11 protein-coding genes are annotated in these 13,134 nt (G+C 71.8%); 4 read left to right on the top strand and 7 right to left on the bottom strand.

Annotated features, from left to right (window positions below):
* Positions 1 to 131: 131 nt before the first annotated feature.
* Genes ACFVJX_RS31850 through deoC form a run of 3 tightly spaced genes read right to left on the bottom strand, consistent with a single transcriptional unit; the run spans position 132 to position 3,410 of the window.
* Complete coding sequence (locus tag ACFVJX_RS31850) at positions 132 to 1,028, bottom strand: aldehyde dehydrogenase family protein (RefSeq protein WP_384133874.1); 897 nt, start codon at positions 1,026 to 1,028, stop codon at positions 132 to 134.
* Entirely contained in the window at positions 1,021 to 2,457 is a 1,437-nt protein-coding gene (locus ACFVJX_RS31845; protein WP_384133877.1) for an aldehyde dehydrogenase family protein, read from the bottom strand. Before ACFVJX_RS31845 ends, ACFVJX_RS31850 begins: the two co-directional genes overlap by 8 nt.
* Before the next feature lie 5 nt (positions 2,458 to 2,462).
* Entirely contained in the window at positions 2,463 to 3,410 is a 948-nt protein-coding gene (deoC, locus tag ACFVJX_RS31840; RefSeq protein WP_384133950.1) for a deoxyribose-phosphate aldolase, read from the bottom strand.
* Between the two features lie 202 nt (positions 3,411 to 3,612).
* Here deoC and ACFVJX_RS31835 point away from each other — a divergent pair, with 202 nt between their 5' ends.
* Positions 3,613 to 4,251 carry a PH domain-containing protein gene (locus ACFVJX_RS31835; protein ID WP_384133880.1) on the top strand — a complete coding sequence of 213 codons (639 nt, stop codon included), beginning with the start codon at positions 3,613 to 3,615 and terminating at the stop codon, positions 4,249 to 4,251.
* 28 nt (positions 4,252 to 4,279) lie between these two features.
* Here ACFVJX_RS31835 and ACFVJX_RS31830 read toward each other — a convergent pair whose 3' ends face one another.
* On the bottom strand, positions 4,280 to 5,260 hold the full coding sequence (locus ACFVJX_RS31830; protein WP_384133883.1) for a LuxR family transcriptional regulator: 981 nt from the start codon (positions 5,258 to 5,260) through the stop codon (positions 4,280 to 4,282).
* 241 nt (positions 5,261 to 5,501) lie between these two features.
* On the opposite strand from ACFVJX_RS31830, the gene ACFVJX_RS31825 reads away from it, so the two are divergent.
* Entirely contained in the window at positions 5,502 to 6,917 is a 1,416-nt protein-coding gene (locus tag ACFVJX_RS31825) for an aminopeptidase P family protein (protein ID WP_384133886.1), read from the top strand.
* A gap of 133 nt (positions 6,918 to 7,050) precedes the next feature.
* Here the strand turns inward: ACFVJX_RS31825 and ACFVJX_RS31820 are convergent, their stop codons facing one another.
* From ACFVJX_RS31820 to ACFVJX_RS31810, 3 genes are all read right to left on the bottom strand, one after another.
* Positions 7,051 to 8,691 carry a phospho-sugar mutase gene (locus ACFVJX_RS31820; RefSeq protein WP_384133889.1) on the bottom strand — a complete coding sequence of 547 codons (1,641 nt, stop codon included), beginning with the start codon at positions 8,689 to 8,691 and terminating at the stop codon, positions 7,051 to 7,053.
* Between the two features lie 198 nt (positions 8,692 to 8,889).
* Positions 8,890 to 9,714, bottom strand: coding sequence for a purine-nucleoside phosphorylase (locus ACFVJX_RS31815; protein WP_384133892.1), 825 nt, complete (start codon positions 9,712 to 9,714; stop codon positions 8,890 to 8,892).
* Positions 9,715 to 9,849: 135 nt separating this feature from the next.
* Complete coding sequence (locus ACFVJX_RS31810; protein ID WP_024490113.1) at positions 9,850 to 10,287, bottom strand: gamma-glutamylcyclotransferase; 438 nt, start codon at positions 10,285 to 10,287, stop codon at positions 9,850 to 9,852.
* A 248-nt stretch (positions 10,288 to 10,535) separates the two neighbouring features.
* Between ACFVJX_RS31810 and ACFVJX_RS31805 the strand changes: the two genes are divergently transcribed.
* Both ACFVJX_RS31805 and ACFVJX_RS31800 read left to right on the top strand, forming a co-directional pair.
* Positions 10,536 to 11,975 carry an NAD(P)H-quinone dehydrogenase gene (locus ACFVJX_RS31805; RefSeq protein WP_384133895.1) on the top strand — a complete coding sequence of 480 codons (1,440 nt, stop codon included), beginning with the start codon at positions 10,536 to 10,538 and terminating at the stop codon, positions 11,973 to 11,975.
* A 187-nt stretch (positions 11,976 to 12,162) separates the two neighbouring features.
* Positions 12,163 to 13,128 carry a DeoR/GlpR family DNA-binding transcription regulator gene (locus ACFVJX_RS31800; RefSeq protein ID WP_384133898.1) on the top strand — a complete coding sequence of 322 codons (966 nt, stop codon included), beginning with the start codon at positions 12,163 to 12,165 and terminating at the stop codon, positions 13,126 to 13,128.
* Positions 13,129 to 13,134: the final 6 nt, after the last annotated feature.

Below are 13,134 nucleotides of genomic sequence, written 5' to 3'. Positions count from 1 at the left end.
CATTTTTTCTTCTTTTTTCTGTTTTTGTTTTTGGTTGTTTGTGTGGTGGGTTTTTTTTGTTTTTTCTGTCTCCAGGTGGGGGGGGGGGTGTGCGGCGCGCCCGCGCGCCCGCCCCCACGCCCGCGTGCGCGTCAGTACGAGGAGCCCGACACGCCCAGCGCACCCGTCGGGTGCCAGACCGTCTTGGTCTCCAGGAACGCGGTGAGCCGTCGCGTGCCCGGGTCGGCCGACCAGTCGCCGCCGTCCACAGCCTGTGGACGGGAAACCCGCTTCAGGTTGTCGGCGGCCGCGATCTCCAGCTCCTTCGCCAGTTCGGCGTCGGCGCCCGTGAGATCGATGCCGTTCACGTCCTGGTGGGAGGCGAGCGGTGCGGCGATCTCCGCCGTCCTGCCGGACAGGATGTTGACCACACCGCCCGGCAGGTCCGAGGTGGCCAGCACCTCGCCCAGCGACAGGGCGGGCAGCGGGGCGTCCGCCGAGGCGATGACGACGGCCGTGTTGCCCGTCGCGATCACGGGGGCGACCACCGAGATCAGCCCCAGGAACGACGACGTCCGCGGGGCCAGCACCGTGACGACGCCGGTCGGTTCGGGCGTGGAGAGGTTGAGGTAGGGGCCCGCGACGGGGTTCACCGCGCCCACGACCTGGCCGATCTTGTCGGTCCAGCCCGCGTACCAGACCCAGCGGTCGACCGCCGCGTCCACGACGGCGGCGGCCTTGGACTTCGACAGCCCCTCCGCCTCGGCCACCTCCCGTACGAACTGCTCCCGGCGGCCCTCCAGCATCTCGGCGACGCGGTAGAGGACCTGGCCGCGGTTGTACGCGGTCGCGCCCGACCAGCCGCCGAACGCCTTGCGCGCGGCCACGACAGCGTCGCGGGCGTCCTTGCGGGAGGACCGGGGCGCGTTGGCCAGCCATTTGCCCTTGGAGTCCGTCACCTCGTACACCCGGCCGCTCTCGGAGCGGGGGAACTTGCCCCCGACGTACAGCTTGTAGGTCTTGAAGACGCTCAGTCGCCCGTCAGACATCGAGGTAGGCCTCCAGACCGTGACGGCCGCCCTCGCGGCCGAAGCCCGACTCCTTGTATCCGCCGAACGGCGAGGTCGGGTCGAACTTGTTGAACGTGTTGGCCCAGACGACGCCCGCCCGGAGCTTGTTCGCCACCGCGAGGATGCGGGAGCCCTTCTCCGTCCAGATGCCGGCCGAGAGGCCGTACTGGCTGTTGTTGGCCTTGGCGACCGCCTCGTCCGGTGTACGGAACGACAGCACGGACAGCACCGGGCCGAAGATCTCGTCCCGGGCGACGGTGTGCGCCTGGGTGACACCGGTGAACAGGGTCGGCGCGAACCAGTAGCCCGCGGAAGGGAGTTCGCAGGGGGCCGACCAGCGGTCGGCGCCCTCGGCCTCGCCGGTCTCGACGAGCGCGGTGATCCGGGAGAGCTGCTCCGCGGAGTTGATCGCGCCGATGTCGGTGTTCTTGTCCAGCGGGTCGCCGAGGCGCAGCGTGGTCAGCCGGCGCTTGAGCGCGTCCAGCAGCTCGTCCTCGACGGACTCCTGGACGAGGAGCCGGGAGCCCGCGCAGCAGACCTGGCCCTGGTTGAAGAAGATGCCGGTGACGATGCCCTCGACGGCCTGGTCGATCGGGGCGTCGTCGAAGACGATGTTGGCGCCCTTGCCGCCCAGTTCGAGCGTGGCCTTCTTGTCCGTGCCCGCGATACCGCGGGCGATGGCCTTGCCGACGGCGGTCGAGCCGGTGAAGGCGACCTTGTTGACGTCCGGGTGCTCGACGAGCGCCTGGCCCGCGTCCCCGTAGCCGGTGAGGATGTTGACGACGCCCTTGGGCAGTCCGGCCTGGCGGCAGATGTCCGCGAAGAACAGCGCCGAGAGCGGGGTCGTCTCCGCGGGCTTCAGCACCACCGTGTTGCCGGTGGCGAGCGCCGGCGCGATCTTCCAGGCCAGCATCAGGAGCGGGAAGTTCCACGGGATGATCTGGCCGGCCACGCCGAGCGGGCGCGGGTCGGCGCCGTAGCCCGCGTGGTCCAGCTTGTCGGCCCAGCCCGCGTAGTAGAAGAAGTGCGCGGCGACCAGCGGGAGGTCCGCGTCGCGGGTCTCCTTGATCGGCTTTCCGTTGTCCAGGGTCTCCAGGACGGCCAGCTCGCGCGAGCGCTCCTGGATGATCCGGGCGATGCGGAACAGGTACTTGGCGCGCTCGGAGCCGGGCAGCGCCGACCACTTCTCGAACGCCCTGCGTGCCGCCTTCACGGCGCGGTCCACGTCCTCGGCGCCGGCCCGCGCGACCTCGGACAGCACTTCCTCGCTGCTCGGCGAGACGGTCTTGAAGACCTTGCCGTCGGCGGCCTCGCTGAACTCGCCGTCGATGAACAGCCCGTACGAGGGCGCGATGTCGACGACCGACCGCGACTCGGGGGCCGGTGCGTACTCGAATGCAGATGCCATGGGGATCAGTCCACCGTCACGTAATCGGGGCCGGAGTAACGGCCGGTGCTGAGCTTCTGGCGCTGCATCAGCAGATCGTTCAGCAGGCTGGAGGCGCCGAAGCGGAACCAGTGGTTGTCCAGCCAGTCATCGCCCGCGGTCTCGTTCACCAGGACCAGGAACTTGAGGGCGTCCTTGGAGGTACGGATGCCACCGGCCGGCTTCACGCCGATCTGGACGCCGGTCTGCGCCCGGAAGTCGCGCACCGCCTCCAGCATCAGCAGGGTGTTCGCGGGGGTCGCGTTGACCCCGACCTTGCCGGTCGACGTCTTGATGAAGTCCGCGCCCGCCAGCATCCCGAGCCAGGAGGCGCGCCGGATGTTGTCGTACGTGGACAGCTCGCCGGTCTCGAAGATCACCTTCAGCCGTGCCCGGCCGCACTCGGCCTTCACGGCGAGGATCTCCTCGTACACCTTCAGATAGCGGCCGGAGAGGAAGGCGCCCCGGTCGATCACCATGTCGATCTCGTCGGCCCCGGCGGCCACGGCGTCGCGGACGTCCGCGAGCTTCACGTCGAGCGCGGCGCGGCCGGCCGGGAAGGCCGTCGCGACGGACGCCACCTTCACGCCGGAGCCGGCCAGCGCGGCGACCGCGGTCGCCGCCATGTCGGGATAGACGCAGACGGCGGCGGTGCGCGGAGCCGTGCGGTCGGTGGGATCGGGGTTGACGGCCTTCGCGGCGAGCGCCCGGACCTTGCCCGGGGTGTCCGCGCCTTCCAGCGTCGTCAGATCGATCATCGAAATGGCGAGGTCGATGGCGTAGGCCTTGGCCGTCGTCTTGATCGAACGGGTTCCGAGCGAGGCGGCACGCGCTTCGAGGCCGACGGCGTCGACGCCGGGCAGGCCGTGCAGGAAGCGGCGCAGCGCACTGTCGGACGCCGTCGCGTCGGAGAATGCAGGAGCTGTGGTGGGCATGGTCACCACAGCAGCATATCTACGCGCGTAGCGGCCTGTACAGGGGCCCAGGTCGTTCGTCCTGCCGGCACGGCCCGGGGACGGGGTCGATCACCGGCAGGACGGTCGGAAGGATCACCGGCAGGACCGCGGACACCCGCATCGGCCCCTCATCGGGAAGCCGCCCCCGCGCCCCCGGTGCCCGTCAGGCAGAATCGGGCCCATGACGAGCCCCACGCCCCCCGCCGAGCCCACCTACGCAGACCGGACCTACCGGTCGCCCGCCGGGCTGGTCGCGGGCGCCATGCTGCTCCTGCTCATCTTCTGGATCGGTGTGGACGCCGCGATCCGGGGCGAGGGCCGGGTGCCGTGGCTGTCCCTGGCCGGGCTGCTGACCGCGGTGCCGCTGGTGATCGCCTTCACCCTGCGCCCGGTGGTGTTCGCCAACGACCGGCGCATCCGGATCCGTAACCCGTTCCGCACGATCACCCTGCCGTGGACCGACGTCACGGACGTCCGGGCCGGCTACTCCAGCGAGGTGTTCACGCAGGGCGGCGCGAAGTACCAGCTCTGGGCGGTGCCGGTGTCGCTGCGGCAGCGCAAGAAGGCCGCCCGCAGGCAGTCGCGCCAGTCGGTCGACGATCCGTACGGCAGGACGTCCGTGACCGCCGACGTGAGCGACAGCAAGGCACGGACGGCGGCCGCCGACCAGACGGTGGTGGACCTGCGCGACCTGGCCGAACGCGCGGGCGACAAGCCCGTCGCGGGCGACGCCGTCACCTCGGTGCGCTGGGCGTACGAGGTGATCGTGCCGGCGGCGGTGGGCGCGGTGCTGCTGGTGGTGCTGGGGGCGACGGGCTGAGAAGGGCATCCGTGAGTGGCCTCGCCGCTCACAGCCATCCGCTGCGCTGAGCCTGCAGGGCCAGCTGGAAGCGGTTGGCTGCGCCCAGCCGGGCCATCAGGATCTGCAGGCGGCGGAAGAGCGTACGGCGGCTGATCCCCAGCTCGCGGGCGATGACCTCGTCGCTCGCACCGCCCGCCAGGAGCCACAGCAGGCGGCGGTCGACGGGGGGCAGCCCGCCGGGGCGGGCGGTGCTGCCGTGGAAGGGCAGGGCGTTCTGCCAGGACTGCTCGAACAGGGCCATGAGCGCGGAGAGCAGTCCGCACGGCTGCACGACCAGCATGGTGTTGTGCACGTCCGCCTCCTGGATGGAAAGCGATACGAGCGCGTACGCGTCGTCGATGATCACCAGCTTGACCGGCACCGACGGCAACACCCTGGCCTGCTCACCGGCGTTGACGCACGGTTCGATGACGTCCTTCAGATGGCCCGGGTGCTCCAGCGACTCCCGCGAGTAGATGACGCGCTGCGTCACACCGCGGGCGAGTGTGGCCAGCGCGTCGTCCGTGGCGCCGGACAGCGGGAAGTACGGCGGTGACTCGAACTGCCGGATCCGGTCGCGGGCGCTCGCCCAGGCGTGCCGGATCCGGGGGCCGACCGCGTCCCCGGTGACGACCTCGACGAGATCGTCGTTGTACGCGGCCAGCCGCTGACGCCGGAACGACTCGAACGCGCCACCGACGGCGATGCGCGACTCCTCGACCTCGCCGGCCCGGTGCCGGGCCAGGATCTCCAGGCCCGCGGCGGGCGGCACGGGGGCCACCACGTCCTCGCCCTCTCCGGCACTGGCGAGACCGGCGTCCACCAGAACCCCGTACGCCGCGTCGAGCTCGGCCCCGCCCAGACCCGCCGCCGCGCCGACCGTGCTCAGCGGGGCCGGGGCCAGATCGAGCAGCGCCAGATAGACCTGGCCCGCCGCGTGGCCGAGCCCCAGCAGGCGGAGGGCCTCGCCGAGCTTCGCGTGCGTCATACCCGCATTATCCGACGGCCCCCGCACGGGTGTGGCCGATCTGTGCCAGTGGCACTGCCCGGCCCCGGGGGCGCGCGGTGCGGGATAGCGTCCGCATGCCGCCGCCGAGCAGCACCGGCGGGAGAAGCGCATCGACAAGCGCACGGACAAGCGCACGGACAAGCGCACGGACAAGCGCACGGACAAGTCCACCAGCAAGCCCATCAACAAGCCCATCAGCAAGCCGGAAGAAGGTGCAGACGTGGCGAAAGGCCGACGGAAGAACGGTCTCTACGCAGGGATCTCCGAGGAACTGTCCGCTCTGATGCGGACCGGCTGGGCGGACACCGAGCGGCACGACCCCCGGCCCGACGAGCAGGCCCCGTACGCGGCCGGCCGCCGCGCCGCGCTCTCCGCGCGCTTCCCGGGCGAACGCCTCGTGATCCCCTCGGGGAACATCAAGGTCCGCTCGAACGACGACGGCTACCCGTTCCGGCCGTACTCGGGCTATGTGCACATGACCGGCGACCGCGCCCGCGACGGCGCACTCGTCCTCGAACCCCGCGCGGACGGCGGCCACGACGCCTACTGCTTCCAACTGCCCCGGGACAGCAGGGACAACGACGAGTTCTGGACCGGTGCCACGGCTGAGCTGTGGATGGGCCGCCGTCGCTCGCTCGCCGAGGCGGAGCGCGTACTCGGTCTGCCCTGCCGCGACGTCCGCACGGCCGCCGCCGACCTGGCAGCCGCCACCGGTGCGCCGACCCGGATCGTCCGCTCCATCGACCCGTCCCTGGAGGCCGCCGTCACCTCCGACGCGGAGCGCGACGCCGAACTGGAGGAGGCGCTCAGCGAGCTGCGGCTCGTCAAGGACGACTGGGAGATCGCCGAGCTCCGCAAGGCGGTGGACTCCACCGTGCGCGGATTCACCGACGTGGTCGGCGAACTCTCCCGGGCGGTCGCCTCGTCCGAGCGGTGGATCGAGGGCACGTTCTTCCGCCGCGCCCGTCTGGAGGGGAACGCCGTCGGCTACGGCACGATCTGCGCAGCCGGCGAACACGCCACGATCATGCACTGGACGGAGAACGACGGCCCGGTGCGCCCCGGTGACCTGCTCCTGCTCGACGCGGGCGTGGAGACGCACACCCTCTACACCGCCGACGTCACCCGCACGCTGCCCATCAACGGCACGTTCACGCCCTTGCAGCGCAAGGTCTACGACGCGGTGTACGAGGCCCAGGAGGCGGGCATGGCCGCCGTGAAGCCGGGCGCCGCGTACCGCGACTTCCACGAGGCGGCGCAACGCCACCTCGCGGGCCGGCTGGTCGGATGGGGATTCATCGAGGGCCCGGCCGACCGGGCGTACGAACTCGGCCTCCAGCGCCGCTTCACGATGGCGGGCACCGGCCACATGCTCGGTCTGGACGTCCACGACTGCGCACAGGCCAGGAACGAGACGTACGTCGGCGGCGCGCTGGAGCCTGGCATGGTGCTCACCGTCGAGCCCGGCCTGTACTTCCAGCCGGACGATCTCACCGTGCCCGAGGAGTGGCGCGGCATCGGCGTCCGCATCGAGGACGACCTGCTCGTCACCGCGGACGGCCACGAGAACCTGTCGGCGGGCCTGCCCCGGTCGGCGGACGAGGTCGAGGCCTGGATGGCGCGCTTCGCGGGGTGAGATGACGGCGCGTCCGGCGGGGCGGGAGGCAGAGGTGGCGGATGCGGCGCTGCGCGTCCGTCGCACACCTCTCCCTTCCGTCCCCGGGACGGCCCGGCCTGCCCGTCGGCCGCTCTCCCCGGTGCGGGGGCCGTCAGATCCCCGCAGCGGCCGCCAGGTCCCGCTTGATGCCGGTCAGCAGCTCCGTGCCCCTCGCGCGGGCCGCGGGCAGCCCGCCGGCCGAGGCGACCGGCACCACGACCTCCAGGTAGCACTTGAGCTTCGGCTCGGTGCCGCTCGGCCGGACGATCACCCGGGCGCCCTCCAGGTGGTAGCGGAGGCCGTCGGTGGGCGGCAGCAGCTCGGTGCCCTGGAGGAGGTCATCGGCCGAGGTGACGGCCAGGCCCGCCAGTGCGGTCGGCGGCTGTTCGCGCAGGCGGCGCATGGCGTCCGCGATGACGGACAGGTCCTCGACCCGGACCGACAGCTGGTCGGTGGCGTGCAGCCCGTGCTCGACCGCGAGGTCGTCCAGCAGGTCGAGCAGTGTGCGGCCCTGTTCCTTGAGTACGGAGGTGAGTTCGGCGACCAGGAGCGCGGCCGTGATGCCGTCCTTGTCGCGGACGCCGTCCGGGTCGACGCAGTAGCCGAGCGCCTCCTCGTAGCCGTACCGCAGACCGTCCACCCGGGCGATCCACTTGAAGCCGGTCAGCGTCTCCTCGTAGTCGAGACCCGCCTTCTCGGCGATCCGGCCGAGCAGGGACGACGACACGATCGACTCGGCGAACACGCCCGTGACGCCCCGGCGGACGAGGTGCGCGGCCAGCAGCGCCCCGACCTCGTCGCCGCGCAGCATCCGCCAGCCGCCGTCGGCGGCCGGGTCCGGGACGGCGACGGCGCAGCGGTCGGCGTCCGGGTCGTTGGCGATGATGACGTCGGGGTCGCAGCGGCGTGCGGTGGCGAAGGCGAGATCCATCGCGCCGGGCTCTTCCGGGTTGGGGAAGGCGACCGTGGGGAACGCCGGGTCGGGCTCGGCCTGCTCGGCGACGAGGACCGGGGCGGGGAAGCCCGCGCGGTCGAAGGCCGCCGTGAGCACGGACGTTCCGACGCCGTGCAGCGCGGTGTGGACGACGCGGGCGGTACGGGGCGAACCGTCGGCCAGTACCGCGTCCGTACGGGCCAGATAGGCGTCGAGCACCTCTTCGCCGAGGGTCTGCCAGCCGTCGTCGGGGCGCGGCACGGTGTCCAGCGGGCCGACCGCGGCGATCGCCGCGGCGATCTCTCCGTCGGCCGGGGGGACGATCTGCGAGCCGTCGCCGAGGTAGACCTTGTAGCCGTTGTCGCGCGGCGGGTTGTGGCTCGCGGTCACCTCCACGCCCGCGACGGCGCCCAGGTGCCTTATGGCGTACGCGAGTACGGGGGTGGGGAGCGGACGGGGGAGCACCGCTGCCCGCAGGCCGGCGCCGGTCATCACCGCCGCGGTGTCGCGGGCGAAGTCGGTGGACTTGTAGCGGGCGTCGTACCCGATGACCACGAGGCCGCCGGTCTGTCCCTGGGCCTTGAGGTACGCGGCGAGTCCGGCGGCCGCGCGGATGACGACGGCGCGGTTCATCCGCATCGGTCCGGCACCCAGTTCACCGCGCAGGCCCGCGGTGCCGAACTGGAGCGTGCCGGCGAACCGTCCGCCGAGCTCGTCGAGGTCCTCGGCGTCGATGAGCTCGGCGAGCTCCTTGCGGGTGTCGGGGTCCGGGTCCTCGGCGAGCCAGGTCCTGGCCAGGGTGATGAGGTCCTGCTGCACGGTGGTCCGCCTTCCGGGGGTGGGTGTGGTGTGTCGGCGTGCGGTGCGGGCGGGGGTGCCTGCGGCAGGCTTCCCCACCCCGCCCCTTCCCGTAACCGGGGCTCCGCCCCGGACCCCGCGCCTCGAACGCCGGCGGGGGTGGGGCGTCCGGTCGGAGGCGTGGGGGTACGGGGGCGGCGCGCCCCCGGGACGGATCCGTCAGATGCGGTCCAGCAGGCGCGCCAGCAGCGAGCCCATGCGGGTCGCCGAGTCGCGCCCGGCCTGCAGCACCTCTTCGTGGTTCAGCGGCTCACCGCTCAGCCCGGCGGCCAGGTTCGTCACCAGGGAGATGCCGAGCACCTCCGCCCCCGCCTCCCGGGCCGCGATCGCCTCCAGCACGGTGGACATGCCGACCAGGTCGCCGCCCATCACCCTGACCATGTTGATCTCGGCCGGCGTCTCGTAGTGCGGGCCGGGGAACTGCACGTACACGCCCTCTTCGAGGGTCGCGTCGACCTCCTTGCACAGCGCCCGCAGCCGCGGGGAGTACAGGTCCGTCAGGTCGACGAAGTTGGCGCCGATGATCGGCGACGCCGCCGTGAGGTTGATGTGGTCGCTGATCAGGACCGGCTGGCCGGGGCGCATGCCCTCGCGCAGTCCGCCGCAGCCGTTCGTCAGTACGACGGTCCCGCAGCCCGCGGCGACCGCGGTGCGCACCCCGTGGGCGACGGCGGCGACGCCGCGGCCCTCGTAGAAGTGCGTACGGCCCAGGAAGACCAGGGCGCGCTTGTCGCCGATCCGGTACGAGCGGATCGTGCCGCCGTGGCCCTCGACGGCGGGGGCGGGGAATCCCGGCAGGGCGGTCACCGGGAACTCGGCCTCCGGAATGCCGAGCGCATCGCCCGCGGGGGCCCAGCCGGAGCCCATGACGAGAGCGACGTCGTGGGTCTCGGCGCCGGTCAGCTCGCGCAGGCGGGCGGCGGCGTCGGCAGCGGCGGCGTGCGGGTCGCCCTGGATGTGGTCCGGAATAACTGATGCGTTCACGCGGATGAGCGTAACCGCTGATTCCCTACGCGCGTAGATGTTCTCGTACAGAGTCTCGCCGCGTTCGTTCGTCTGTTCCCACAACAGTCTCGCCGCGACGGCCGGAAACGGTGGGCCGGCGCCGCTCCCGAACCCTCAGCAGGGGCGCTTGCGGAGCTCCATCACATAGTCGTGCGGCGCGCCCGCCGAGTCCGCGGCGTCCGCGATCTCGCCCAGGTAGCGGGCGGACGGCAGCCCGCCCTCGTATCCGTTCAGCACGTACATCCAGGCCGGCTCCTCGCCGTCCAGGGTGTGCACCCGGACCCGCATCCGCCGGTAGATGTCGAGGCCGACACCCTCCCAGCGGTCCATGGAGTCCTCGTCCATCGGCGCCAGGTCGTACAGGGCGACGAAGACCTGGGAGCGCGGCGCCTCGACCACGGTGGCCAGCGCGCCCTCCCAGCCCATCTGCTCCCCGCCGAACGTCAGCCGCCAGCCGTTCAGCCAGCCGGTTCCGCGCAGCGGCGAGTGCGGTGCGCGGCGCGTCATCAGCCGCGCGTCGAGGTTGCCGGCGTACGCGGCGTAGAGCGACATGGGGTCGAGGGTACGGGAGGTGACCCCGGGGAGGTCGATTCCGGTGAGGAAGACGCCCGCCCGGGGGTCGGTCCCGGGGAGGGGCGGGCCCCGCCCGGCGGGTCCGGTGCACGTATGGAGGGCCCCGGGGCGAAGCACCTTGGCGCGTGCGGGACAATGAAGTACGTACTGCATTCACCCGGGGCGACCCCCCGGACCCCGGCCGGGGCAGCAGACGGCCGCGGGACGAAACGCGAGGCGGACTTTTCGTGACCCGGATCGTGATCATCGGCGGCGGACCCGGCGGGTACGAGGCGGCATTGGTGGGCGCCCAGCTCGGCGCGGAGGTGACCGTCGTCGACTGTGACGGCCTCGGCGGCGCGTCGGTGCTCACCGACTGTGTGCCGTCGAAGACCCTGATCGCGACGGCAGAGGTGATGACCACCTTCGACTCCTCGTACGAGGAGCTCGGCATCATCGTCGCGGACGACACCCCGCACATAGAGCAGGCGGCCCGCGTCGTCGGCGTCGACCTGGGCAAGGTCAACCGGCGTGTGAAGCGCCTGGCGCTCGCCCAGTCCCACGACATCACCGCCTCCGTCACCCGCGCGGGTGCCCGGGTGATGCGCGGGCGCGGCCGGCTGGAGGGGCTCCAGGCCGCCGACGGCTCCCGTCAGGTCGTGGTGACCGCGGCCGACGGCACGGAGGAGACGCTCCTGGCCGACGCCGTGCTGATCGCCACCGGCGGCCACCCCCGGGAGATCCCGGACGCGCTCCCCGACGGTGAGCGGATCCTGAACTGGACCCAGGTCTACGACCTCGACGAGCTCCCCGAGGAGCTCATCGTCGTCGGCTCGGGTGTCACGGGCGCGGAGTTCGCCGGCGCCTACCAGGCACTCGGCTCGCGCGTCACCCTCGTCTCGTCCCGGGACCGGGTGCTGCCGGGCGAGGACCCGGACGCCGCCGCCGTCCTGGAGGACGTCTTCCGGCGCCGCGGCATGAACGTGATGGCCCGCTCCCGCGCACAGTCCGCCAAGCGCGTCGGAGACCGGGTCGAGGTGACCCTCGCCGACGGCCGGGTCATCTCCGGCTCGCACTGTCTGATGGCGGTCGGCGCGATCCCGAACAGCGCGGGCATGGGCCTGGAGGAGGCCGGCGTCCGGCTGAAGGACTCCGGACACATCTGGACGGACAAGGTCTCCCGCACCAGTGCGCCGGGTGTCTACGCGGCCGGTGACGTCACCGGGATCTTCGCGCTCGCCTCGGTCGCCGCGATGCAGGGCCGGATCGCGATGTACCACTTCCTCGGGGACGCGGTGACGCCGCTGAACCTGAAGACGGTCTCATCGAACGTCTTCACCGACCCCGAGATCGCAACGGTCGGCTACAGCCAGGCCGACGTCGACGGGGGCAAGATCGACGCCCGGGTCGTCAAGCTGCCGCTGCTGCGCAACCCGCGCGCCAAGATGCAGGGCATCCGGGACGGCTTCGTCAAGATATTCTGCCGACCCGGTACCGGCATCGTGGTCGGCGGCTGTGTCGTCGCGCCCCGGGCGAGCGAGCTGATCCACCCCATCTCGATCGCGGTGGACAACAACCTGACGGTCGAACAGATCGCAAACGCCTTCACTGTGTATCCGTCCCTGTCGGGATCGATCGCGGAAGTGGCCCGTCAGTTGCACACCCGTAAGCAGGCGGGCGAAGCCTAGAACGGCCCCGGGAACCCGGCATAACCCGGCAACTCCCGGCATCTCAGGCGGTCCGGCGACCGCCCGCGATCAGTAGAGGACAACAACGGGGTCGCCTATACCACTTGACGGCCCCTTGTACGTACAACTTCTGCTATTCGGCGCAAACTGCTGAAAACTCTCGGGCGGTCACGTTACTGTCAGTTTCGTGTTCGCTGCAGAACGTCGTCAGTTGATCCTCGAAATGGTGCGTGCCAACGGGGCGGTATCGCTCCGTGAGCTCGCCCGCGTCGTCCAGACCTCCGAAGTGACCGTACGGCGGGACGTGCGGGCACTGGAGGCAGAAGGACTCCTCGACCGCCGGCACGGCGGTGCGGTTTTGCCGGGCGGTTTTACGCGGGAGTCCGGCTTTCCGCAGAAATCCCATCTCGCCACCGCGGAGAAAACGGCCATCGCCGATCTGGCCGCCGGTCTCGTCGAAGAGGGCGAGGCCATTGTGGTCGGCGCCGGTACGACCACGCAGGAGCTGGCCCGCCGGCTCGCGCGGGTCCCCGGTCTGACCGTGGTCACCAATTCACTGCTGGTCGCCCAGGCGTTGGCCCATGCCAACCGGGTGGAAGTGGTGATGACCGGGGGCACCCTGCGCGGCTCCAACTACGCCCTGGTGGGCAGTGGGGCCGAGCAGTCGCTCCAGGGGCTGCGGGTCTCGCGCGCGTTCCTGTCCGGGAGCGGGCTCACCGCCGAGCGCGGGCTCTCCACGTCCAACATGCTCTCCGCGAGCGTGGACCGGGCGCTGGTGCAGGCGGCCGGGGAGGTGGTGGTCCTGGCCGACCACACCAAGCTCGGCTCCGACACCATGTTCCAGACGGTGCCGACGGACCTCATCACCCGTCTCGTGACGGACGAACCGGCCGCGCACGACGACCGGGCCGCGGCCGAGTTGCAGGCCCTGGCGGACCAGGGCGTGCAGATCGCGGTGGCGGGCGCGGGGGGCGCCCCGGCCTCGGCCCCGTCCGACCCGCCGGCGTCCGGGCGGTCCGGACGCCGCGACATGCCCCTGCCGGGGCAGCGGCGGACGCATGGGGGTGGGCCGCAGCCGTTGCGGGGGGCGGCGGTACTGGCCGAGCAGGGCCAGGGGGAGCGGGCGCGAGTGGCGGACCTGAGGCGTCGCTAGGCGACC

Origin of the sequence: Streptomyces sp. NPDC127177 (assembly GCF_042672475.1) — a bacterium.
GTDB lineage: Bacteria > Actinomycetota > Actinomycetes > Streptomycetales > Streptomycetaceae > Streptomyces.
This window is presented reverse-complemented; position numbering and strand designations above follow the sequence as displayed.